This window comes from Candidatus Rokuibacteriota bacterium, assembly GCA_016188005.1.
GTDB lineage: Bacteria > Methylomirabilota > Methylomirabilia > Rokubacteriales > CSP1-6 > UBA12499.
Map to the genome: position 1 here is coordinate 1 of JACPIQ010000115.1, position 21,649 is coordinate 21,649.

Genomic DNA, 21,649 nt, shown 5'->3' on the forward strand with positions numbered 1-21,649 from the left:
CCGCTCTCAGCGCGCCGCCGGCCTCCGGCCGCTTGCACTCTCACGCGGGCTCGGAGTACAACACTCGTGCTTGGGGCGCTCGCCCACTGGCCGGTTTTCACCCGTCCACGACTGGCCGGTTTTCAGGTGTCCACCGAGGGCGATGCCGGGTGCCGTCCTTGGTGGTGAGGGTCCAATAGTCGCTCGGCGCGTCGTACCGGAGATGCGCGAGGATGTCGTCCTTGGTGCGGTAGAGGCTCTGGGCGCCGTCCACGAGGGCGAGATCGTAGCTGCGGCCGCCGAAGAAGAGCTTGAAGGTGTCGTCCGAAGCGGTCAGCGTGTTCTTCGTGTCCCGCGTGATCTGACCGCCCACATCGAGGGTCCAGCCCAGCCCGGCGGATTGGCCCTGGGTGCGGGCTCCCAACTCGTCGACGGTCCGGCTGTCGTAGCGGAGGACGACCGCCGGCGCCATCCCCGCGGCCCCAGCTGGGGCCACGGCCCGGATCTGGGCTGTGGCCGCACCCGTGAACAGGTCCGAACCTACACCCTCGATGGCGATGGTGTCCTCGGACTCGGTTCCCTGGGCGGGCACAATGGATAGGGTCATGACCATGACTATCGCGATGCTGAGCAGAAGTTGGCGCATGCTTGCCTCCCGGCTCATGGGGCATTGCGGATCGTTGGACCCCACCGTGCCGTGTGGTGCCTTGCTCATCAATGAACGGGTGAGCGCAACAGATGGAGGAACGGTTCGAGGCGCGTCGAAGGTCACGTGGCCGGCGCCGTGCGCCGGGCGATGAATCGCCCAGCCAGTCAACGGCGTCGTGTCACTGCCTGGATCCTGGGTTTGGGAGCACTGTCCACGGGCGAGCCGGAGTCCCTGGCGGCGCCGCCGGTGGCTCGATGCCGGATTCCGGGAGCCGGGCGGCCGCGGGGAACGGAGGCCCTGAGCCCCCAGGGCCTCCGGCGGGGGCCCGGCCGCACCGACGCGGCGCTTCGAGGGATCGCGCAAGAGCACCACCAGGGGGAGGGTGGGCTCTGCGGCCGTCAGGGGCGGCGACGGGGCCGCCGCGGCTGTAGTCGCCTCCGTCCGGGTCGGGCTGAAGAGGTTCCGTGCCGCGATGCTGTCCACTGCGGTGGACAGCGGCACGGGCGACTTCCTCTGATCCTGGATCTCCGCGAGCCGTCCGTGGTCGGGCAGCGTGACCCCGTCGGGAACCGGAGGAAGGGGGCGCCGGACGAACAGGCTCTGGTAGACCATCCAGGCCAGGAGCCGGCTACCGCCACCAGGGCCGCGTTGACCACCAGCACGACGCCGCGCTGCCGCCGCGAGAGGCCGCGACTCACGGAGACGCTCCGCGATGAGTCGGAAGCCGGCTCATCGCCCGCCGGTAGGCGCCTGGCCGCAAGCCGGCGTGCTCCTGAAACCGCCGCGACAGATGCGAGGCATCCGCGAAGCCTGCGCGCTCCGCGACCCGCTCGAGCTTGTCGTCCGTGGCGACGAGGAGGCGTCTGGCCACCTCGACCCGCACCCGCGTGATGAAGGCCTCGAGCGGGCAGCCGAGCTCCCTCGCGCAGAGATCGACCAGGTGCCGGCGCGACACGGCTAGGGGGCGGCGCACCTCGCCGACTCTGGCCTCGGCGAAGTGCGAGGCGACGAAATCGACGGCGCGGGTCACGTGGGGCCCGAGGTGGGGAACCGCGTTGGCGCCGGGCCCGAGGGCCGCGGCGAGGTGGTCCAGGAGCTTGCCCATGGGCACCGGCTGGTCGAGCATGCTGACCGCACCCAGCCGCGCCAGGTTGTAGATCGTGCTCGGCTGGCTTTGCCTGAGCAGGACGATGGCCGGCGCGTGAGTCGTCCGGGCGCGGAGCGCGTGGATGGCGGCAGCTGCGTCGAGGCGCGGCGGCGCGTGCTCGACGAGGACCGCGTCAGGCGTGAGGCGGCTCAGCACGAGAAGGGCCTCGGCGATGGTCGCAGCCGCCGCAACCTGGACCCTACCGTCGAGCAGGACCGCCACGGCCGCTCGGAACCCGAGGTCCCCATGCGCGACGAGGAGGCGGGGGCCCCGCACCTGCGTCCTCGCCTCGCCTGCCGAGGAGAGTGCCGCCGCTACTTCCCGGGGCCGCTGATCGCCATGCTCCAAACGAACCATGCGCCCCTCCAACGACCATCGCGGGCGTGACGCCCCGACGGATGGTGCTGAGCGTCGAGGAACTTAAGGGGGCGCACGGCGCCATCAATGGACGGATGAGCGAAAGCCGTGGACGTGGACTCTGCGCCGCGCGCTCCGCGCGGGCCCCCACTGTTTCTATCAATAGGCGTGCCAGCGCCGGCTCTCGGGGGATGTCTTTAGGCGACGGGCACTTGCGCAGGCGCCTATCCTGGACTTGCCCCGTGGACTGTGCACAATCGAGGGGGATGTGCACTGCCAACAGTGCATGCTCCCTCCAGACAACTGTCCCGGGCAGGGAAGGCTGGTGGCGGGCGCCCGCCTCCCTACCGGGTCAGCGACGGTCGAGGGCGAGGTGGATGAGCCGCGAGATAAAGGCGGGATAGGAGGGGCCCGAGGCCTCCCAGAGCCGCGGGTAGGCGGATGTGGCGGTGAAGCCGGGGATGGTGTTGATCTCGCTCACCAGCAGCCGGTCGGCCCGCTCGCCCGCTTGGCTCCCTGGTCGCGGTTCGCGAAGCCCTGCCGGGAGGGCGGGCGACTCCCTGCAGGTGCTCGTCGATGAGGGGTTCTTCTCGCACACAAGGGGTCTCGCAGCGCCCCCTGGGGCTGACGATGCGCCGCCTCGCCCGCCCACCGCGCCTCTACGTGACGATCGCCCCGTTCGGCGCGGGGCGCTGGACGGTCAGCAGCGTCGCCGCCCGGGGATCCACACACCCGACGCCGAGGAGCATGCCCTGCGACTCGATCCCCCGGATCCGCGCTGGCGCGAGATTCGTCGCCACGACCACCTGCATGCCGCGGAGCTCGTCCGGAGTGTAGCTCTGGGCGAGGCTGCCCACCACGGTCCGCGTCTCCCCGCCGACGTCGACCAGCAACTTGAGGAGGCGGTCCGAGCCCGGGATCGACTCAGCAGCAACGATTCCGCCGATCCGCAGCTCGATCCGCCGGAACTCCTCCAGGGAGATCACCTGGCTCACCCCTTTCGTCCTGATCGCTGAACCGCGGCGGCCGCCCCTGGAGGAGGGCCTCGATGCCCTCCTTCCAGTCAGCGCGGCCCCAGATCCGCGCGAAGCATGCCGGGTCGTCCGAGCCGCGCAAAGCGCATTTCGCGGCCCGGAGGGCGGTCGAGGACGCGGCAGTGAGATGGTGGGCCTCTGCGATGGCTTCCTCTCGCAACCGCCCCGGTGAGGCCACGTGGCCCACGAGCCCGATCGCGGCAGCCTCCCGGACCTCGATGCCCTGTCCCGTGAGCAGTAGCCGTGTGGCGGGGGCCCGGCCGACGGCGCTCGTCAGCCGGGAGATCGTGCCCCACCCCGGGATGAACCCGTAACCCAGCTCCGGCAGACGGAAGCTGGCCCCGGGCGCGGCGATTCGAAGATCGCAGGCGAGTGCCAGCGCCAGCCCGTCGCCGATGACCTGGCCGTTGATGGCCGCGATCGTCGGCAGCGGTAATGATTCGAGACGGGCGAACACGCTCCGCCCGGCGCGGGCGACATCCGCCCCGTCGGGCACCGTTCGCCAGTACTTCAGGTCGCCACCGGTACAGAACACGCCCTCGAGTCCGCTCGCGATCACTGCCGCTCGGGTGTGATGGGTGCTCTCGAGGTCTTGCAGCAGGCGGTCCAGCTCACCGAGCGCCTCGCGGTCCAGCGCGTTGATCGGGGGCCGGGTCAGCGTGAGCACCGCGATGCTGCCGTCCCACTTGCGATCCCATGCTCCCATGCTCAGCGCTCCTATCGAACCGGCTCGCCGCGCCCGGGCGGCTCGTGGCGGGAACCGCCCGGATCACACCGGAACACGCCGCGGGAGTCGTCGTAGAAGCGGCATTCGGCCTGAAGCATCGCTCGGAGCGCCTTCCTCGCGCGATGCGTCCGCACCTTCACCGCGGCGACGGAGCAGCCGAGGGCCTCCGCGGCGGCCTGCTCGCTGAGCCCCTCCAGATCCCGCAGCAGCAGGCTGGCTCGCAGCGGAGGCGACAGCCGGTGGATGTACTGCTGCAGACAGGCCGCCATCTCGCTCTGCTCGAGCCGCTCCTCGGCGGATCGCGCGCCATCCGGGACATCGGATGGACCGGGCCCATCGGCGTCAGCGTCCAGCGAGGCCGTCCGGCTCGATTCGCGGGCGGCCCGGCTCTTGAGGTGATCGAAGGCGACGTTGGAGGCGATGTGGAAGATCCAGGTGGTGCGCGCCTCGGGTGCCTGGAGCGAGGGGAGGCCACGGTGGACCCGGGCGAGCGCCTCCTGGGTCACGTCCTCGGCATGGCCCGGGTCCCCGACGAGCCCGGCCACGTACCGTGTCAGCCGTGGCCGGTACTCCCTGACGATTGCCTCGAACTCATGGGATTCCATGGGCCCTCCACTTCCCAGGACGAGATCCCGGGGCTCGAAGTTACCGGGAAGCGCCCTTCCCAGCCGCCTCGACGGTACAGCCCCAGGGCCTCGAACACCACAGACCTCGGTTCCCGACGCGCATCTCCGCGCGAGGCGGGCGGCTGTCCGCCCCCTCGCCGGGATCCGTCATCTCCTCAGCCGCAGCACCGGGACGACGTGGTGTCGGCCGGCCTGTCTTCTCCCTGCCCCAGGAGGCGATTCGCCCGGGCGATCATGAGCCTGGCCGGCGTCTCCTTGACCTGCTGGGCGACGGCGACGGCCGCCTGGAGCTGGTCGTTCGTGATGCCCGCCTCGCGAGCCTTCTGCACGTGGTAGGCCAGGCAGGGTTCACAGTTGGCCGCGATCGCCGCCCCGACGGCGACGAGCTCCTGATGGACTTCCGACAAGGTCGCATCCATTCCTGGGCCCTCCTCCGGTTGGTGTGGGACTCTTCGGTGCCGTCACCTGGAAAGACGAGATGCCCTGGCCCAACGTTACCGCGGCGCCGCACGAGCCCCGTGGCCGGGCGCGCCGGCGTCAGCGAGTGCCGAGACGCCTCTCCGGAAGCCGGCACCGCTCCTGCGCCGGTCCGGCCGGCGCTCGCCGGCCCCTCGCCGCCGGCCTCACCGGCCGCGGAGCGGTTCCAAGTTCGTAGAGGCGGCGGTAGTGCGGGTTCCCCACCAGGAGCTCGTCGTGCCGGCCCTGGCCGACGATGCGGCCGTCGTCGAGGAGAATGATGAGGTCGGCGTCGGCGGCCACGCGAAGGTCGTGGGTGATCGTGAGAGAGGTCCGGCCCGCCATGAGGCGCCCCAGCGCTTCTCTGACCTTCGCCTCGCTCTCGACGTCGAGCCCCGCCATCGGCTCGTCCAGGATCAGGATGGGGGCATTGCGGACGAGCGCGCGCGCGATCGCGATCCGCCGGCGCTGGCCGCCGGAGAGCGTGCAGCCCCGCTCGCCGACGACCGTGTCATAGCCGTGTTCGAGCTCGACGATGAAATCGTGGGCGTTGGCCGCGCGGGCGGCGGCCCCGATCTCGTCCGGGGTGGCATCGAGCTTGCCGTACGCCATGTTCTCCCAGATCGTCGTGCTGAAGAGGACCGAGTCCTGCAGGACCACGGCGGTCTGGTCGCGCAGCGAGGCCAGCGTGTAGCGGCGGATGTTTCTCCCATCGACGAGGACCCGTCCGGCGCTCGGATCGCAGAAGCGGCTGCCCTGAAGCAACCCGCCGAGAAAGGCGAGGGAGGCGGGGAGCGGCCGCTGCAGCAGGACGTGATCGAAGCTTCACCGACCAGGGGGCGAGCAGCTCGGTCACCGACAGCCCCAGTATGCAGATCGTGGCGAGCAGCAGGGCGCCCTTCGCCTGGCGCAGGGGGGTGAGGGCAAATCCCCGCCCGGGACGACAGCTACTCGGGGGATCCCGCCAGCCGGTCGCAGGCTTCGATGTTGGCGATGTGGCGCGTCTTCCTCAGGGCCGCACTGCCGGCGCCTCGATCGTCATCCCGCGCGCCCGCCACATCAGGAACAGCTCGAGATCCACGAGCTCGGGGGCGCCGTATGCATACGGTTCCGCGCGCATCCCGACGAGACAGCCGCGCAGCCGCCGCTGGAGCGAGCCGAGCCCTTGCCACTCCAGCCGGTAGAGCGGGTACCCGGTCGGGTGCGCCTGCGGAATGACGTTGCCCGCGAGCCGCCGCCCCCAGTGGTCGTCGTGACACTGGCCGCAGGAGAGATTGAGCTGGCCCTGGCGCCGATGGAAGGTGGCGCGGCCGGCATCGAGGAACGGCTGTGTCCGCTCGTCGATCGCGACCTCGACCGGCCGGCCGCGCGACTGGCGTGCGACGTAGGCGGTCAGCGCGAGCAGGTCCCTGCTTTCCCAGTCGAGCGGCGGCGCCTGCTGCCGGTCCGTGCGGCAGAGGTTGATGCGCTGCTCGAGATCGATCGGCCGTCCCTTCGCGGTGCTGAACGACGGATGGCGCGCGGCGACGCCCGTCATGCTCGCGCGGGCGTCGCCATGGCAGTCGGCGCAGGCGCGGCCGGTGGCGCCGGTCTTCCGGTTCCACAGCGCTTCGCCCTCGAGCACCCAGAGCAGGCCGGGATTGGCGCTGTCGTCGTCCTGCATCGCGCGGGTCTCGCGGCTCATGAAGTCGTAACCCGAGCGGCGTTCGGAGCGCGGGATCTCGCCGGCGAAGGCCGCCGCCGCCAGCGCGACCGCACTCACCGCGGCGCAGACTTGCCGGACTGACAGCATTCCCCCGCTCGATCACTCGACGGTGATGGCGGCCGACTCCGTCAGCGAGAAGTCCTTGTCGCCCGTCCAGTGGAACGCGAGGGTGCCGCTCTCCGTGGCGACCGTCGAGAAGACGAGGAACGGATTCGCGGCGATCGCCGGGTGGAGCTCGGCGCGGAAGACTTCCGTACCGTTGTAAGTACACACGAAGAGCCGGACGATGTCGCGCGGGATCGGCGCGCCCACCTGGCTCCGGCGATACCCGGTCTCCATCGGATGCGAGATCAGCGTCTTGATCTCGATGATCTCGCCGCGCTTTGCCCGTTTCGGCACGTTGATCATCGCGCTCGCCACGGTCACGTCTCCTCCAGGCACGCTGCCAGGGTCACCACGACCGCCGCGCTGGTCGACCAGAACGAGCCGTCACTCAGCTCCGAGATCGCGACGACGGTCTGGGTGTCGGCGAGCCGGATGCGCGTCGCCACGCTCGCCCGCCCAGCGCGGGGCCCGAGACGGAAGCTGGCGACGTTGGGCTGCGGGTTCTTCTCCGTGAAGACGTGGATCGCCCGCACGTGGTCGGCCTCGGTCATGGGACTCTCGACGCTGACGGCGAGCGGGACGGTGTTGCCGTTCTCGACCAGCGGTGGCAGCTCGAGCTTCACCCTGCCCGGAGTGACCCGAGCCGAGCCCACGACCTTGCGGATGGCCTCTCGCATCGCCGCGGGCGTCGCGCGCGGGGGCTCGGCAGCGGCCGCCGACGCCAGCCCGAGACCGGCGACGGCGCCCCCGGCGACCACCAGGAATTCTCGACGGGATGCCCGTCTCTTCATTCAGTCCTTCAATGTCATCAAGAAGGCCACCACGTCCTCGATCTGCTCCGCGCTGAGGACCGGCTGGCCGCGGTAGGCCGGCGCAACCCGCACCAGTCCCTCGGTACGATGATACGCCGGCATGATCGTCGCCGGGTTGACCCGGCCCGGATCGACGATCTGGAGCCGTAGCTGGCCCTCGGACAATCGGCCGCCGACTCCCCTGAGATCGGTGGCGAGGTCGCCCTGGAGCCGCTCCTCCGGGAACGGCCCGCTGTGACAGAGCAGACAGAGGCCGACCTGGCGGCTGGCGACGATCGCGCGGCCCCGCGCCGGATCGCCCTTGGCGCCCGTGAGCGGCTGCCGTATCGCATCGTCTGCACGCGCAACGCCGGCCATGCCGCAGACCGCGACGAGCGCAGCGCCCCACGTCGCGACCGCTCTCACCCGAAGACCTCGGCGCCGATGGTGCGGAACCAGGCCTCGGCCAGCGCGGCCTCGAGCGCCCGCGTCGCGCGCGGTGCGTGCGCCGGACTCACGCCGCCGGAGCCCGGCACCTCGGCCAGCTGGCCGCTCGAAGGTGCGTAGACACCGGCCACCGAGATGCCGTAGTCGGGTGCGACCAGGCTGTAGCAGGTGTTGATCAGCTTGGGGACGGACGGCGCCGCGCCCGTGACGAGCCGTGCGACCGCCGCCGCGCACGTCTTGGCCTGCGAGTTCGCGGCGAAGGCGGATTTCGGCATCGCGCCGGCGATCGCGGCGTCACCGATGACGTGAATGCCGGTCTGGAGCGTCGACTCGAAGGTCACGGGATCGATCGGGCACCAGCCGCTCCGGTCGGTGACGCCTGCGGCGTCCGCGATGCGGCCCGCCTTCTGCGGCGGGATGACGTTGGCGACCGCCGCCTTGTGCCGGCCGAAATCGGTGACCAGCGTGCGGGTGGCCGCGTCGACCGAGATGACCTTGCCGCCCTTGGACAGCGGCACCCACTCGAGCAAGCCCGGGTACAGCTCGGTCCACGCCTGCTGGAACAGCCGCTGCTTGGAGAAGGTGTCCTTGGCGTCGAGGACGATCAGCTTGGATTTCGGCTTCTTCGTCTTGAGATAGTGCGCGATCAGGCTCGCGCGCTCGTAGGGCCCGGGCGGGCAGCGGAACGGATTCGCCGGCGCCGAGATGACGACGAGCCCGCCGTCGTCCATCGCCTCGAGCTGCCGGCGCAGCAAGAGAGTCTGCTCGCCCGCGCGCCACGCGTGGGGCATGTGCCCGGCCGCCGTCTCGTCGTAGCCCGGCAGCGCGCCCCAGCGGATGTCGATGCCGGGCGCCAGCACCAGCCGGTCGTACGGCAGGCGCGTGCCGTCCGCGAGGGTGACCCAGCGCGCCTGCGCGTCGACGGCAGTGGCGCTGGCGCGGGCGACGACGATGCCGGCCGCGGCGATGCGCTCGTACGTGAACTGCTGCGCACTCATCTCTCGCAAGCCGCCGATCACGGCGTTGCTGAGCGGGCAGGCGATGAACGTCGCGCTGGCCTCGACCAGTGTCACGGCGATGCGCGGGTCGGCCTGCCGCAGGGCGCGGGCGCAGCTCGCGCCGGCGAACCCGCCACCGACGACGACGACTCGCGGCGCGGAGCCTTGCGCACGGGCTGGCACGGGGAACAGCGCAGCCGAAGCCGCGACACCCAGCTTCAGGAACGCGCGGCGGCTCGGCCTCATCGCTGCGTGGCGTACCAGCCGGCGATCGCCTGGGTCTCCTCCTCGGTGAAACCCTTGGCGATCCGATCCATGACGGTGGCGGCCCGCTTCCCTGAGCGGAAGTCCTGCATCGCCCGCACGATCGCCGCCCGCTCGAGCCCGGCGAGCCGCGGGACGGGCGAGGTCACGCGCGCCGAGGCCGGATGGCAGCCCGAGCACGCCGCGGCGCCCGGAGGCGGCTCCGCCGATGCGACGACGGCCGCTGCGATCGAGACGGATCCGATGGCAGCGGCCAGGGCCTTGCGCATCGCCTACACCAGCTGGATGCCGTGGTTCTTCAGCGGGAACGTGCGGACGCGGCGGCCGGTCGCATTGAAGAAGGCGTTCAGGACCGCCGGCGCCGCCACGCAGATCGTCGGCTCGCCGACGCCGCCCCAGAACCCGCCGGACGGCATGATGATCGACTCGACCTTCGGCATCTGCGCGATCCGCATCGAATCGTAGGTATCGAAGTTCTGCTGCTCGATGCGGCCGTCCTTGACCGTGCACTCCTCCATGAACAGCGCCGACAGTCCGTACACGAAGGAGCCGGCCATCTGCCGTTCGATCTGCGCCGGGTTGACCGCGTAGCCGGGATCGATCGCCCCGACGATGCGCTGCACCTTCACCTTGTTGCCGCCGCTGACCGAGATCTCGGCGCACGCGGCCACGTAGCTGCCGAACGACATCATCTGGGCCAGTCCGCGGTGGACGCCCCGCGGCGCCGGCTTGCCCCATCCCGCCCGGTCGGCCACGGCGTTCAGCACGGCGAGGTGCTTCGGATGCTTGGTCATCAGCTTGCGCCGGAACTCGAGCGCATCCTGGCCGGCGGCATGAGCGAGCTCGTCCATGAAGCATTCCATGAAGATGGCGTTCTGGTTGATGTTCACGCCGCGCCAGAACCCCGGCGGGACATGCGTGTTGCGCATCGCATGGTCGATCAGGAGATTCGGGACGCTGTAGCCGAAGGCGAAATCCCCGCTCGGGTGGAGCCCCTGGAAGGTGAGAACGTCCTTCCCGTTCTGGAGATTCTGCGGGAACACGGCGGCGAGGATCGACTGTCCCGACAGACGCACATGCAACCCGGTCAGGCGTCCGCCTGCGTCCAGCGCCCCGGTCAGCTTCGCCTGCATGACCGGGTGATACCGGCCGTGCGTCATGTCTTCCTCGCGCGACCACAGGAGCTTCACGGGCGTGCCCGGAATCTGCTTGGCGATCTGGACGGTCTGGGTCACGTAGTCGTGAAAGGCCCCGCGCCGGCCGAACCCGCCGCCGAGATTGATCTTGTAGACCTCACACTTGTCGGCCGGGAGGCCGGACGCCGCCATCGTTGCCGCGAACGCGGCCTCGCCGTTCTGCGTCGGGACCCAGACCTCGCAGCGGTCCGCCGTCCAGCGCGCCGTCGCGTTCATCGGCTCCATCGTCGCGTGGTTCAGGAACGGATAGGCGTAGACCGCCTCGACCCTCTTCGCCGCGGCGGCGATGGCTTTCGCGTCGCCATTCTGGTTGCCGATGAAGGCCTGATCGGCATCGAGGCCGGCTTTCAGCATGTCGGCGATGGTGGCGCTCGACGCCTTGGAGTTCGGGCCCTCGTCCCAGACGATGGGGAGCGCGTCGAGCGCGGTCTTGGCCTGCCACCACGTGTCGGCCACCACGCCGACCGCGGAATCGCCGACCGGCACCACCTGCCGGACGCCTGGCATGCCCTTGACCTTCGCGGCCTCGAAGCTCTTCACCTTGCCGCCGAACACCGGGCAGTCCTTGATCGCGGCGTTGAGCATCCCGGGCAGCTTCAAGTCCGAAGCGTAGATCTGCGCGCCGGTCACCTTCGGCATCGTGTCGAGGCGCTTCATCGGCTTCCCGATGAGCTTCCAGTCCTTCGGGTCCTTGAGCGTCACGTTGGCCGGCGGGGTCAGCTTCGCGGCGGCTGCCGCGACCTTGCCGTACGTGGTCGTGCGGCCGGAGGGCCTGTGCGTGATCACGCTGTTGGCGGCGGTGCACTCGGCGGCAGCAACGTTCCAGGCGTCGGCCGCCGCCTGGACCAGCATCATCCGCGCCGTGGCGCCACCCTTGCGGACGTACTCGTGCGACGTCCGGATGCCGCGGCTGCCGCCCGTGGAGAAATCGCCCCACACGCGCTTGCGCGCGACGCTCTGGCCGGGCGTCGGATACTCGGTCGTCACCTTCGACCAGTTGCACTCGAGCTCCTCGGCCACCATCTGCGCGAGGCCGGTGAGCGTGCCCTGCCCCATCTCGGACCGCGCGATCCGGATCACGACCGTGTCGTCGGGGCGGATGACGACCCAGGCGGTGATCTCGGGCGACCTGTCCTGCGCGCGGGCGAGGCTCGCGCCGAACGGGATCCTGAGGCCCAGGGCGAGCCCGCCGCCGACCGCGGTGGTGCCGATGACGAAGGAGCGGCGGTTGATCTTCGCAGCCTCGGTGATCATGGCCTCTCCTCCCTCATGCCTTCGCCGCAGCGTGGATGGCTTGACGCACCTGCTGGAACGTGCCGCAGCGGCAGATGTTCGTGATCGACGCATCGATGTCGGCGTCGGTCGGCTTCGGCGTGTCCTTCAGGAGCGCGGCCACGGCCATGATCATGCCCGCCTGGCAATAGCCGCACTGCGGCACCTCGTGGTCGACCCAGGCCTTCTGCACCTTGTGCAGGACGCCGCCGACGGCGAGGCCTTCGATGGTGGTGATCTGCTTGCCCACCGCGGCGCTGACGGGCACCACGCAGGAGCGGACCGCCTTGCCGTCGATGTGCACCGTGCATGCGCCGCAGTGCGCGACGCCGCAGCCGTACTTGGTCCCCGTCAGGCCGAGCTGCTCCCGGATGGCCCACAGCAGAGGCGTGCCGGGATCGACGTTGACCTCGCTGGTCCTGCCGTTGATCGTCAGACGTGCCATGGCGTGACCTCCCTGGGTTTCGGTGCTGGAAATATCCGCCCTCGCGCCTCTCGATGCAAGCAGTCGTCGCGGCGGGATCAGGACGTCGGCTTGCAGTGCGTCCGGGGCGCCTGTACACTCACCAACGTTTGGCAATGGCACAGAAACTCCTCAGCCGCACCCGCTGACCGCGCTCGATGCAGATCTGGGTCGACGCCGACGCTTGCCCCCAGGCCATCAAGGAGATCCTGCTCCGGGCCGCTGAGCGCGCGCAGGTGCTGACAACGCTGGTCGCCAACACGCTGCTTCGGACGCCGTCGTCGCCCTTCATCCGGGCCATCCGGGTGCCGCAGGGGTTCGACGTGGCAGACCACCGCATCGTGCAGGAGATGCAGCCGGGCGACCTCGTGGTCACGGCCGACATCCCCCTGGCCGCCGAGGTCATCGCACGCGGAGGGCACGCGCTCGACCCTCGAGGCGAGCTGTACTCGGAGGACAATGTCCGCGAGCGCCTCGCCATTCGCAACCTGATGCAGCAGCTGCGCGCGAGCGGGGCGCTCATCGGCGGCCCGGCGGCGTTCGCCCAGAGCAACCGGCACCTGTTCGCGAATCACCTCGACCGCTTTCTGACCAAGCAGCGGCCGGCCTGATCCCCGGCGACAGAGGGCGCGACCGAGGTCATCGCGAACGGCGGCGCTCCTCGAGCTCCGCGAGCGTGCGCGGCCAGTCCTCTCGGAGCAGGCGCGAGAGCGCGCGGTCGGCGAGGAGCTTCCCGCCCGTCTGGCAGCGCGCGCAGTAGTTCGTCTCGTTCTCGGCGTGGACGATCCGCTGCACGGGCGCGCCGCAGTCGGGGCAGGGCTTTCCGTAGCGTCCGTGCACCGCCATCCCGTCCCGGAAGGCCGTCACCCCCTCGGGGAACCCCTCGCCCGCCTCGCGCCGGAGCCGCTCGATCCAGTCGATGAGCGTGGCCCGCGTGGCCGCGTGGAAGCGCGCGCTCTCCTCCTCGGTGAGCTGGCGGGAGAGCTTCACCGGAGACAGCCGCGCCCGGTGGAGGATCTCGTCCGCGTAGGCGTTGCCGATCCCGCTCACGAGGCGGGGGTCGGTGAGGATGCGCTTCAGCGTGTGGTTCTCGCGCGCGAGCGCGGCCCGGAAGGCCGCGAGGTCGGCCTCGAGCACCTCGAGCCCGCCGGGGTCGTGCTCGCCGAGGGCGGCCTCCCCGCGCACGACGTGGAGGGCAGCCCGCCGGGTGGTGCCGGCCTCGGTCAGCACGAGCGTCCCCGCGGTGAAGTCGAGCGCCGCCAGCCCGATCTTTCCCGGCAGCCGCGCTCCCGCTCCCCGCCAGTGCAGGCGCCCCGCGATCATCAGGTGGAGCACGAGGAAGAGGTCCCCCTCGAGGGCGATCACGATGCGCTTGCCGAGGCGCCGGAGCCCCCGCACCTCCCGGCCCCCGGCCTCGACGAGGGGCGGGTCGACGGAGCGGAGCACGAATGGGCTCGCCAGCCTCGCGCGCTCCAGGCGCGTCCCCACGATCCGGGGCCTGAGCGCGTCGATGTAGACGGTGACGTCGGGCAGCTCGGGCACGGCGTGGGGGGTCAGCGGCGCCGGGCCGCCCGGACGGCTCGGCGTTGGCCGGTCGCCGGCGGACGGGCCAGGCGCTCCAGCTCGGCCAGGCGCCGCTCGATCGTGCGGAGCACCGGAGCCATGGCGTCCACTCCGCGCGGCTGGCTGAGATAGCCCCGCTCGAGCAGTGCGACGAACGCGTCGGCGATCCGGTCCGGCGCGAGCCGGCCCTCGGGGCGGTACCACTTGTAGAGCCAGTTGCACGCGCCGAGGATCGCGAACACCAGGAGGATCGGATTGACGTCGCGGAAGGTCCCCTGGCGGATCCCCCGCCGCACGACCCCCTCGATGGTCCGGTCGTACTGGCGCTTGGTCCGGGCCACGCGCTGCGCGAGCTGTGCGGGGAGCTCGCTCTCCTCGCTGAAGAAGACGGCGAGGAACGGCAAGTGGGTGGTGAGCATGCGCACCTGATGATGTACGATGCGCCGCAACGTCTCGTCGGGAGGCAGACCCTGTTGGACGATGGCCTCCAGACCCCCGTGAAACGCCTCGATGGTGCGCTCGAAGACCCGCCAGAGAAGCTCCTCCTTGCTGGACACGTACCGGTAGAGCGTGACCTTCGACACGCCCACCCGGGCCGCGATGGTCTCGAGCGTCGTCGCGTGGTACCCCACCCCGCCGAAGCAGACGGCGGCTGCCCGGACGATCTCCTCTTCGACGAGCCGGGCGACGGCCTTGCGACCGGTCCGGCGCCCTCCCTCAGGCTGTCTTGACATCCGCCCGCCCTCCGTACTACTGTGAACGCGCCGGTTCAGTAAGTTAACTCCGACGTAACCCCAGTGGGGGTCCGCCATGGCCAGCCCGCGCACCACCGTCGCCGGACACGATACCGCATTCGCCGACGGCCGTCCCGGCGAGGCGCCGGCGTTGCGCCGGCCGTGCGAGGACGCCCCTGAGGATACCCGGCCTCCACGTCCCGGCGGGGGTCGACCGCGCGCCGTGCCGACGGATCTGGACAGAGAGAGGTGACCGCCATGGAGCCCGACACCGTTCACTACGACCGACACTTCGGCCGCCTCGTGAGAGACAAGACCCAGAGCAACATCCCCATCAAGCCCGTGTACGGCCCGGCGGACGTCGACGGGCTCGACTACGATCGGGACCTGGGCAACCCTGGCGCGCCTCCCTTCACCCGCGGCCTCTACCCCGAGATGTACCGCCGGAACCTCTGGCTCAAGTCCCTGATCGTCTGCTACGCGACGCCGGAGGAGACCAACCGGGCCTTCAAGAAGTACATTGCCGCGGGCCAGACGGGTCTGCGTGTCCTGACGGACACCTCGACCCTCTCCGGGGTCGATCCCGACCATCCGCTCGCCCGGTACGACATCATGTGCAACGGCAGCCCCACGTTTGCGCTGAGCGAGTACGAGACCATGCTCGACGGCATCGCACTGGAGAACGTGGACCTCGAGTCGGCGAACTCGACGCCGTCCGGCAGCTTCTTCACCTACGTGTTCCTGGTCGCGCTGATGGAGAAGCGCGGCTTGGACATCTCGAAGCTGCGCGGCACGAACATCAACGATCCCATCCACGCCTTCATCGTGTACGGGACGCCGGAGTTCCCGCCGGCCGTCGCGCGACGGGTGAACCTGGACCTCATCGAATTCGGGATCCGCCACACGCCCCGGTGGCACCCCTGCACGCCGTGTGGCTACGACATGCGGGACGCCGGGCTCACGTCCCCGCAGGAGATGGCCTTCGTGATCGCCAACGCCCTGCAGTACTATGGTGACGCAAGCCGGGAGCGCGGCCTCCCCTTCGACGGGTTCCGGCCCATGGTGTTCTCCATGAGCTCGGAGTCGGACTTCTTCGAGACCATCGCGAAGTTCCGGGCCACGCGGCGGCTGTGGGCCCGGGCGGCCAGGGAACGGCTGGGGGCGTCGACCCCGCGCAGCATGTCGTGCCGGATCGGCATCCGCACCGCGGGCAACTCCATCTACCCGCAGAAGCCGCTCAACAACACCGCCCGCATCACGCTGCAGGTCTTGGCGGCCGTGCTGGGCGGCGTGCAGGCCATCGACCCGTCGGGGATCGACGAGACCTTCGGCCTGCCATCGGAGGAATCCCGCATCTTCGAGCTCGATCTCCAGCACATCATCGCCCACGAGGGGAACGTCCCTCTCACCGCCGATCCGCTGGGCGGCTCCTACTACGTGGAGTGGCTCACCACCAGGCTGGAGACCGAGGCGACCCGGCTGCTGGAGGAGATCGATCGCCTCGGCGGCATGTGGAAGTGCCTGGAGTCCGGGTGGCTGCGCCAGCAGTTCGACCGGACGACGACGGAGGTCCAGGGCGAGATCAACGACGGCAAGCGCCTGATCGTCGGCGCCAACTCGTTCCGCGGCCCGGACGGGGCCATCAGCCGCGCCGTCGTCGACGGGGCGTACAAGGTCCCGCCGGACGACAAGCGCTTCGGCGCCATCGACCGGGTGCGGCAGCTCCGGGAGGCGCGCGACGGAGAGGCCGTCAGGCGGCGCCTGCGCGACCTGGCGGAGGCCGTGCGGGAGCAGCGCAACGTGGTCCGGGCGGCGGTCGAGGCGACCAAGGCCTATGCGACCCTGGGCGAGATGGTGGGGACGATCCGGATGGCCCACGGCCTGTGCTTCGACCCCTACGAGCGCATCGCGGCCCCTGACTGTCTGGCACTCGTGTAGGGAGGGCGGCGCCCATGGTCCAGAGCGAAGCCAGGGTCCGCGTGCTGATCGGCAAGGTCGGGTTCGATCCCCACGATCGGGGCATTCTCGTCCTGTCTCGGGGGCTCCGGAACGCCGGCATGGAGGTGATCTTCCTCGGCAAGGTCATGACGGCGGAGGAGGTCGTCTCCGCCGCCATCCAGGAGGGCGTCGACGTCATCGCGCTCAGCGACCACTGCGGTGTCATGCGGCTCATCGGGCGGGACATCATGGCGGAGCTCGAGCGGCAGGGGGCGCCGGACATCTGCGTCGTGGCGGGGGGCATCATCCCGGAGGAAGAAAAGCCTGCCCTCGAGGCCATGGGGGTCACCGGGAACTACGGCATGGGGACCCCGATGGAGGAGATCGTCAGCCACATCGTCCAGCGCGTGAGCAGCCGGGCGAAGAAGGCCTAGCGCGGAGCCCTCGCCGGGGTCGCGCGCCCCCGGCTCTCAGGCGCTGCGCTCGGACCCCACGATGCTGACGAAGGACACGCACTCGCCGGGGGCGCCGCCGAGGTTGTGGGTCATGGCGAGCTTCCTGCCGCGGGCGACGCTCGGGATCTGGCGCGGGCCGGCCTCGCCGCGGAGCTGCAGCCAGGCCTCGAAGAGCATGCGCAGGCCCGAGGCGCCGATGGGGTGGCCGAAGGACTTGAGCCCGCCGTCGGGGTTCACCGCCAGCTCGCCGTCGAGGTCGAAGGTGCCCGCGAGCACCTCCTTCCACGCCGTCCCGCGCGGGGCGAAGGCGAGGTCTTCCATGAGGGTCAGCTCGGTGGGGGTGAAGCAATCGTGGACCTCGGCCATGGCCAGCTCGGCGCGCGGGTCCTTGATGCCCGCCTGGCGGTAGGCGTCGACGGCGGAGGCCGCCACCTCGGGGAAGGTGGTGTAGTCGTAGTCGGGATCGATGGGCCCGGCGGCGGGGCCCGCGATGAAGGACAGGGCCTTCACGAAGAGCGGCTTGTCGGTGTACCTGTGGGCATCCTCGGCCCGGACGATCACCGCGGCGGCCGCGCCGTCGCTCACGCCAGAGCAGTCGAAGATGCCCAGCGGCCCTGCCACGCGTGGCGAGCAGGCGATGACCTCCTTCGCGACCTCTTTCCTGAACTGGGCCCGCGGGTTGAGCGCCCCGTTCTTGTGGTTCTTCCAGGCGATGCGGGTCATGACGTCCTTGAGGAGGGCCTCGTCGATCCCGTACTTCTTGGCGTAGGCCGGGGCCAGCAGGCTGAACATGGCCGGCGCGGTGATGCCGGCCTGGGTGCCGTCGGCGGGGGCGGCGAGCCCGGGCAGCCCGGAGAACCCCGAGTCCTTCAGCTTCTCGACGCCGATGGCCATGGCCATGTCGTAGGCGCCGCAGGCGACGGCGTAGGAGGCGTTGCGGAAGGCCTCGGAGCCCGTGGCGCAGAAGTTCTCGAGCCGGCTCACCGGCTTGTAGTCGATCTTGAGCGGGCGGGAGAGCGTGAGCCCGCTCTGGCCGGAGAAGAGCGTGCCGAGCCAGAAGGCGTCGATCGCGTCGATGGGGACGCCGGCGGAGTTCAGGGCGCCGGTGGCCGCCTCCACGAGGAGATCGTCGACGCTCTTGTCCCAGTGCTCGCCGAAGGGCGTGCAGCCCATGCCGATGATCGCCACGCGGTCGCGGATGCCGTTGCTCGCCATGGTCAGATCTCCTTCACCTGGGGCGGGCACCCGGGCTGTCGCCACGCCCGCCCCCGCCGGATATTCGCGTTGCTTGATTCTCTTCGCGCGGCCTCAGCTGCTGCTGGCGCGGAGAGGACGCGCCTTCCAGAAGTAGTTGTGGACGCCGCCGGCCGTGAAGAGCCGCCGGAAGGTCATCTCCACTCGGGTGCCGATGGCGACCGCGGCGGGGTCCACGTCGGTCAGCTCGCACTGGAAGCGGCCGCCGCCCTCGAAGTCGATCACCGCGGCCACGACGGGCGGCGACAGCGAGTAGGCCAGCCGGTCCACCGTGAAGGTGGCGATGACGGCCGGCACATCGCTGAGCCGCTCGGGCGCCATCCGGTCCACGGCGTGGCACTTGAGACAGATGCGCTGGGGCGGCACGTGCCGGGCCCCACAGGCCTGGCAGCGGCTGCCCGTGAAGGCGAACTTCCACGCCCCGCCGCGGAAGGACGGCGGCGCCGCCGGGCGCTCGGGATCGGGCCGGCGCGGCGGCTCGCGGTCGAGGAAGCCGCGCCAGGTGAGGAAGGCCGCGTAGGGGACCGCGGCGCCCCCGGCGACCTGCTGCGCCACCGTCCCCGGCGCGCGGCGCGTGGAGAGCGCGGCAGTGGTGCGCCAGATCGTCACGTCGCAGCCGTCGGCCAGCGAGACCACCGCGAGGAGCTGATCGGGCGCGGCGCCGTCGAGGGTATCCGCCAGCAAGAGCCCCGCGTGCGCCGTCCCCGTGTTGCCCACCGTCGCGGAGAGGTCGTCGGCCACCGCCGCCGGCTTCGCCCCCACCGCCGCGGCGACCCGCTTGCAGGCCCGGGCATGCGGCCCGGCGACGATGAGCCGGTCCAGCGCCTGCGCCGTGACACCGGCCTGCTTGAGCGCCTCGGTCACGGCTGCCTCGCCCAGCGGCACGTAGGCGTGCTCGCCGAAGCGCTCCTCCCACTGGCGGGAGGCGGTGGCACCCGGCGGCCGCCAGCGATCGAGGAACTCGGCCGTGGCATGGGCCCAGGCGACGGGCTCGGCCAGGAGCGGCGCCTCGGCGGAGCCCTCGCCGCAGAGGAAGGCCACCGCCGCATCTCCGCCCTCGCGCTCGTCGGCGCCGCCGGGCAGTCCCGTGCGGATGTCGGCGCACACGGCCAGCGTCAGCCGCCCGGCGTCGAGCGCCGCGCGCAGCGCGCCTGCGCCCGAGCGCACCGCCCCCAGCATGTCCCAGGCCGGCGCGGTGAGATCGAGGCCGAGCGCCGCGTGGATCGCCGTGGCATTGGTCTTGTCGAGGTAACCTGGCGCGGCGGTGGCGAAGTAGAGGGCGGCCGGCCGCACCCGGGGCGCTGCCCGCAGCGCCGCCCGCGCAGCCTCCACGCCCATGGAGGTCGTGTCCTCGTCGTAGGAGGCGACGGCGCGGGTGCCCTTGCCGCCCGGCTGGCCGAGCGCGGCGGCCATCGCCGTGCGGTCGAGGCGGAAGTACGGGACGTAGGCGCCGTAGGCGACGATGCCGTTCATGGCTCCGCCACGTTAGCAGGGGGCGCCGGCGACAGTCAATCGGTCGTCACGCTGTCGTCACGCCGGCCGCTTGACCCGGTCCGCCGGGACCACCGCGACGGCGTCGATCTCGATGAGGTACTCGGCCTTGACGAGGCGCTTGACCTCGACCAGGGTGCTGGCGGGATAGGGGCGCCGGAAGTACTGGCCGCGGACCTCGTGGATCTGCGCGAGCCCGCTCATGTCGGTGACGTACACGGTGACCCGCGCCACGTCGTCCAGGTAAGCGTCCGGTGAACCCCACCTTCACGCCGAGGCCGTAGCGCCGCACGATAGTCGTCGTAGCTCATTCCCTGGAGGTGATCTATGGCAGCGGCGAAGTCTCGAACGAGGGCGGCGACGGCCCCGGCGGCCCCGGGGTCACGGCGAGCGTACTGGCGGGCGCTGGTGGCGGCGCACCAGGGGAGCGGGCTGAGCCTGGCGGCGTTCTCCCGGCAGCGGGGCCTGCGCAAAGGCACGCTCGGGTTCTGGCGGTGGACGTTCGCGCGGGAGACGGCGGCCGCGCCGCGGCCCATCCCCCCGACCTTCGTGCCGATCCAGCTCGCGCCGGCGCGGCCGGCGCCCGGCGCCGCCGGGGAGCTGGAGATCGCGCTGGGACCGGCTGTCCCAAATGCCAAACTCTGGCGAAAGAGCGCTGACTCGCCGCCCGGCGCGCGGAGCTGTTGCCCGTCGAGTACTTCCATCTCGTCTTCACCCTCCCGCATCCCCTCAACGCCCTCGCCCAGGGGACCCCCCGGCTCCTCTACACCCTGCTCTTCCGCGCCGCCGCCGACACGCTCACCACCTTCGGCCGCGATCCCCATTATCTCGGTGGCGATCTCGGCGTCACCGCGATCCTCCACACGTGGGGGCAGAATCTGTCTCAACACCTCCACCTGCACTGCGTCGTCACGGGGGGCGCCCTCGCCCCCGACGGCGCGCACTGGCTTTCCGCCCCGCCCGGCTTTCTCTTCCCCGTCCGCGCCCTCGCCCAGGTCTTTCGTGGCAAGTACCTCGACGCGCTCCGGCGCGCGTTCCACGCCGGCAAGCTCATTTTCGCCGGATCGACTGTCCCTCTCGCCGACCCCCGTGCCTTCGCTGAGTGGCTCCGCCAGCTCCGCCAGCCCGACTGGGTCGTGTACGCCAAACGCCCCTTCGCCGGCCCCGAGCAGGTCCTCGAGTACCTGGGTCGTTACACCCATCGTGTCGCGCTCTCCAACGAGCGCATCGTCAGCCTCGCCGACGGTCGCGTCGGCTTCCGCTGGAAGGACTACGCCGACGGCGATCGCGTGAAGGTGATGGAGCTGGCGGCGGCGGAGTTCATCCGCCGCTTCCTCCTCCATATCGTCCCCGAGGGCTTCGTCCGCATCCGCCACTTCGGCCTCCTCGCCAACCGCACCCGCACGGCCAAGCTCGCCCAGTGCCGACAGGTCCTGGCCCAGCCCGCTGCCCCGCCCGCCCGGTCGAGTCGGTGCACGCTCTGATGCTGCGGCTGACCGGCATCGACATCGACCGCTGTCCCGTGTGCCAGCAGGGGCGCGTGCAGCACGGCCATCCTGCCGTCGGCGGCGCGCCCCGCTCGCCTCGCGCCGATCTGGGACAGCTCGTGAGCCCGGCCCCCCGGCCATGGCCCGCCCCCGGCTCACCTGATCCCGATCAGGATCCCCGACTCCCCGTCCCCTCCGCTCCCGCCCAATCCGCCACCCGCCTGCTCCACACGCGCCGCCATGGCCGGCCGGACCTAGCGGAATCCCGTCCGGGTACCCACGTCGGGCCATCCGGCCAGTCCTCAAGCGACTTCCCCGCTGCGCACGACAGGGCTAGAATCCCCATAGCGGTGGGAGCACTGCGGTTCAGTCCAACTGGTCCTATCCGCCGTGCACCCCCCTGGACCGATGAGACTGCGCGCGTGGCACGGCGGATGAGACCTTATTTGTTGGCCGATTTCAGGATCGAGGGTTCGTTCATTGATGCGACACCCAAGCGCAAGGCGTCGAG

Annotated in this window: 25 protein-coding genes; 4 read left to right on the forward strand and 21 right to left on the reverse strand. The window is 70.9% G+C overall.

Annotated features, from left to right (window positions below; translation table 11 throughout):
- Positions 1-97: 97 nt before the first annotated feature.
- The 16 genes from HYV93_22090 to HYV93_22165 form a co-directional block, all read right to left on the reverse strand.
- Positions 98-586 carry a hypothetical protein gene (locus HYV93_22090; protein ID MBI2528660.1) on the reverse strand — a complete coding sequence of 163 codons (489 nt, stop codon included), beginning with the start codon at positions 584-586 and terminating at the stop codon, positions 98-100.
- Between the two features lie 736 nt (positions 587-1,322).
- A complete protein-coding gene (locus HYV93_22095; protein MBI2528661.1) occupies positions 1,323-2,051 on the reverse strand; it encodes a helix-turn-helix transcriptional regulator in 729 nt (242 codons plus the stop codon).
- Positions 2,052-2,484: 433 nt separating this feature from the next.
- Positions 2,485-2,784 (reverse strand): hypothetical protein, encoded by a 300-nt coding sequence (locus HYV93_22100; protein MBI2528662.1) that lies wholly within the window; start codon positions 2,782-2,784, stop codon positions 2,485-2,487.
- Between the two features lie 7 nt (positions 2,785-2,791).
- On the reverse strand, positions 2,792-3,127 hold the full coding sequence (locus HYV93_22105) for a methionine--tRNA ligase (protein ID MBI2528663.1): 336 nt from the start codon (positions 3,125-3,127) through the stop codon (positions 2,792-2,794).
- A complete protein-coding gene (locus tag HYV93_22110) occupies positions 3,057-3,872 on the reverse strand; it encodes an enoyl-CoA hydratase/isomerase family protein (GenBank protein ID MBI2528664.1) in 816 nt (271 codons plus the stop codon). The genes HYV93_22105 and HYV93_22110 overlap by 71 nt, the downstream gene beginning before the upstream one ends.
- Positions 3,873-3,883: 11 nt before the next feature.
- Complete coding sequence (locus HYV93_22115; protein MBI2528665.1) at positions 3,884-4,498, reverse strand: sigma-70 family RNA polymerase sigma factor; 615 nt, start codon at positions 4,496-4,498, stop codon at positions 3,884-3,886.
- 176 nt (positions 4,499-4,674) lie between these two features.
- Positions 4,675-4,938 carry a carboxymuconolactone decarboxylase family protein gene (locus HYV93_22120; GenBank protein ID MBI2528666.1) on the reverse strand — a complete coding sequence of 88 codons (264 nt, stop codon included), beginning with the start codon at positions 4,936-4,938 and terminating at the stop codon, positions 4,675-4,677.
- Positions 4,939-5,056: 118 nt separating this feature from the next.
- Positions 5,057-5,785 (reverse strand): ATP-binding cassette domain-containing protein, encoded by a 729-nt coding sequence (locus tag HYV93_22125; protein ID MBI2528667.1) that lies wholly within the window; start codon positions 5,783-5,785, stop codon positions 5,057-5,059.
- A 199-nt stretch (positions 5,786-5,984) separates the two neighbouring features.
- On the reverse strand, positions 5,985-6,767 hold the full coding sequence (soxA, locus tag HYV93_22130) for a sulfur oxidation c-type cytochrome SoxA (GenBank protein MBI2528668.1): 783 nt from the start codon (positions 6,765-6,767) through the stop codon (positions 5,985-5,987).
- A 12-nt stretch (positions 6,768-6,779) separates the two neighbouring features.
- Positions 6,780-7,088, reverse strand: coding sequence for a thiosulfate oxidation carrier complex protein SoxZ (gene soxZ, locus HYV93_22135; GenBank protein MBI2528669.1), 309 nt, complete (start codon positions 7,086-7,088; stop codon positions 6,780-6,782).
- A gap of 14 nt (positions 7,089-7,102) precedes the next feature.
- Positions 7,103-7,576, reverse strand: a complete 474-nt coding sequence (locus HYV93_22140) for a SoxY-related AACIE arm protein (GenBank protein MBI2528670.1) — start codon at positions 7,574-7,576, stop codon at positions 7,103-7,105.
- On the reverse strand, positions 7,577-7,954 hold the full coding sequence (gene soxX / locus HYV93_22145) for a sulfur oxidation c-type cytochrome SoxX (protein ID MBI2528671.1): 378 nt from the start codon (positions 7,952-7,954) through the stop codon (positions 7,577-7,579).
- Between the two features lie 44 nt (positions 7,955-7,998).
- A complete protein-coding gene (locus HYV93_22150; protein ID MBI2528672.1) occupies positions 7,999-9,267 on the reverse strand; it encodes an FAD-dependent oxidoreductase in 1,269 nt (422 codons plus the stop codon).
- The gene (locus HYV93_22155) at positions 9,264-9,554 is read right to left on the reverse strand and encodes a cytochrome C (protein ID MBI2528673.1); all 291 of its coding nucleotides are present in this window, start codon (positions 9,552-9,554) and stop codon (positions 9,264-9,266) included. Before HYV93_22155 ends, HYV93_22150 begins: the two co-directional genes overlap by 4 nt.
- A gap of 3 nt (positions 9,555-9,557) precedes the next feature.
- Entirely contained in the window at positions 9,558-11,735 is a 2,178-nt protein-coding gene (locus HYV93_22160; GenBank protein ID MBI2528674.1) for a xanthine dehydrogenase family protein molybdopterin-binding subunit, read from the reverse strand.
- 13 nt (positions 11,736-11,748) lie between these two features.
- A complete protein-coding gene (locus HYV93_22165; protein ID MBI2528675.1) occupies positions 11,749-12,198 on the reverse strand; it encodes a (2Fe-2S)-binding protein in 450 nt (149 codons plus the stop codon).
- 176 nt (positions 12,199-12,374) lie between these two features.
- Here HYV93_22165 and HYV93_22170 point away from each other — a divergent pair, with 176 nt between their 5' ends.
- Positions 12,375-12,827: a YaiI/YqxD family protein gene (locus HYV93_22170; GenBank protein ID MBI2528676.1), complete on the forward strand. Its 453-nt coding sequence runs from the start codon at positions 12,375-12,377 to the stop codon at positions 12,825-12,827.
- 28 nt (positions 12,828-12,855) lie between these two features.
- Here HYV93_22170 and HYV93_22175 read toward each other — a convergent pair whose 3' ends face one another.
- The gene (locus tag HYV93_22175; protein ID MBI2528677.1) at positions 12,856-13,758 is read right to left on the reverse strand and encodes a formamidopyrimidine-DNA glycosylase; all 903 of its coding nucleotides are present in this window, start codon (positions 13,756-13,758) and stop codon (positions 12,856-12,858) included.
- 11 nt (positions 13,759-13,769) lie between these two features.
- Complete coding sequence (locus tag HYV93_22180; protein MBI2528678.1) at positions 13,770-14,513, reverse strand: TetR/AcrR family transcriptional regulator; 744 nt, start codon at positions 14,511-14,513, stop codon at positions 13,770-13,772.
- 258 nt (positions 14,514-14,771) lie between these two features.
- Between HYV93_22180 and HYV93_22185 the strand changes: the two genes are divergently transcribed.
- Positions 14,772-16,451, forward strand: coding sequence for a methylmalonyl-CoA mutase (locus tag HYV93_22185; GenBank protein ID MBI2528679.1), 1,680 nt, complete (start codon positions 14,772-14,774; stop codon positions 16,449-16,451).
- Between the two features lie 14 nt (positions 16,452-16,465).
- Entirely contained in the window at positions 16,466-16,885 is a 420-nt protein-coding gene (locus HYV93_22190) for a cobalamin B12-binding domain-containing protein (GenBank protein MBI2528680.1), read from the forward strand.
- Between the two features lie 36 nt (positions 16,886-16,921).
- Here HYV93_22190 and HYV93_22195 read toward each other — a convergent pair whose 3' ends face one another.
- The 3 genes from HYV93_22195 to HYV93_22205 all read right to left on the reverse strand — a co-directional run bounded on the left by HYV93_22195 (position 16,922) and on the right by HYV93_22205 (position 19,855).
- Positions 16,922-18,121: an acetyl-CoA acetyltransferase gene (locus HYV93_22195; GenBank protein ID MBI2528681.1), complete on the reverse strand. Its 1,200-nt coding sequence runs from the start codon at positions 18,119-18,121 to the stop codon at positions 16,922-16,924.
- Between the two features lie 93 nt (positions 18,122-18,214).
- Positions 18,215-19,633: a hydroxymethylglutaryl-CoA synthase family protein gene (locus HYV93_22200; GenBank protein ID MBI2528682.1), complete on the reverse strand. Its 1,419-nt coding sequence runs from the start codon at positions 19,631-19,633 to the stop codon at positions 18,215-18,217.
- Positions 19,634-19,690: 57 nt separating this feature from the next.
- Positions 19,691-19,855: a hypothetical protein gene (locus HYV93_22205; GenBank protein ID MBI2528683.1), complete on the reverse strand. Its 165-nt coding sequence runs from the start codon at positions 19,853-19,855 to the stop codon at positions 19,691-19,693.
- Positions 19,856-20,334: 479 nt separating this feature from the next.
- On the opposite strand from HYV93_22205, the gene HYV93_22210 reads away from it, so the two are divergent.
- Positions 20,335-21,135, forward strand: a complete 801-nt coding sequence (locus tag HYV93_22210; GenBank protein ID MBI2528684.1) for a transposase — start codon at positions 20,335-20,337, stop codon at positions 21,133-21,135.
- The last annotated feature ends 514 nt before the right edge of the window (positions 21,136-21,649 follow it).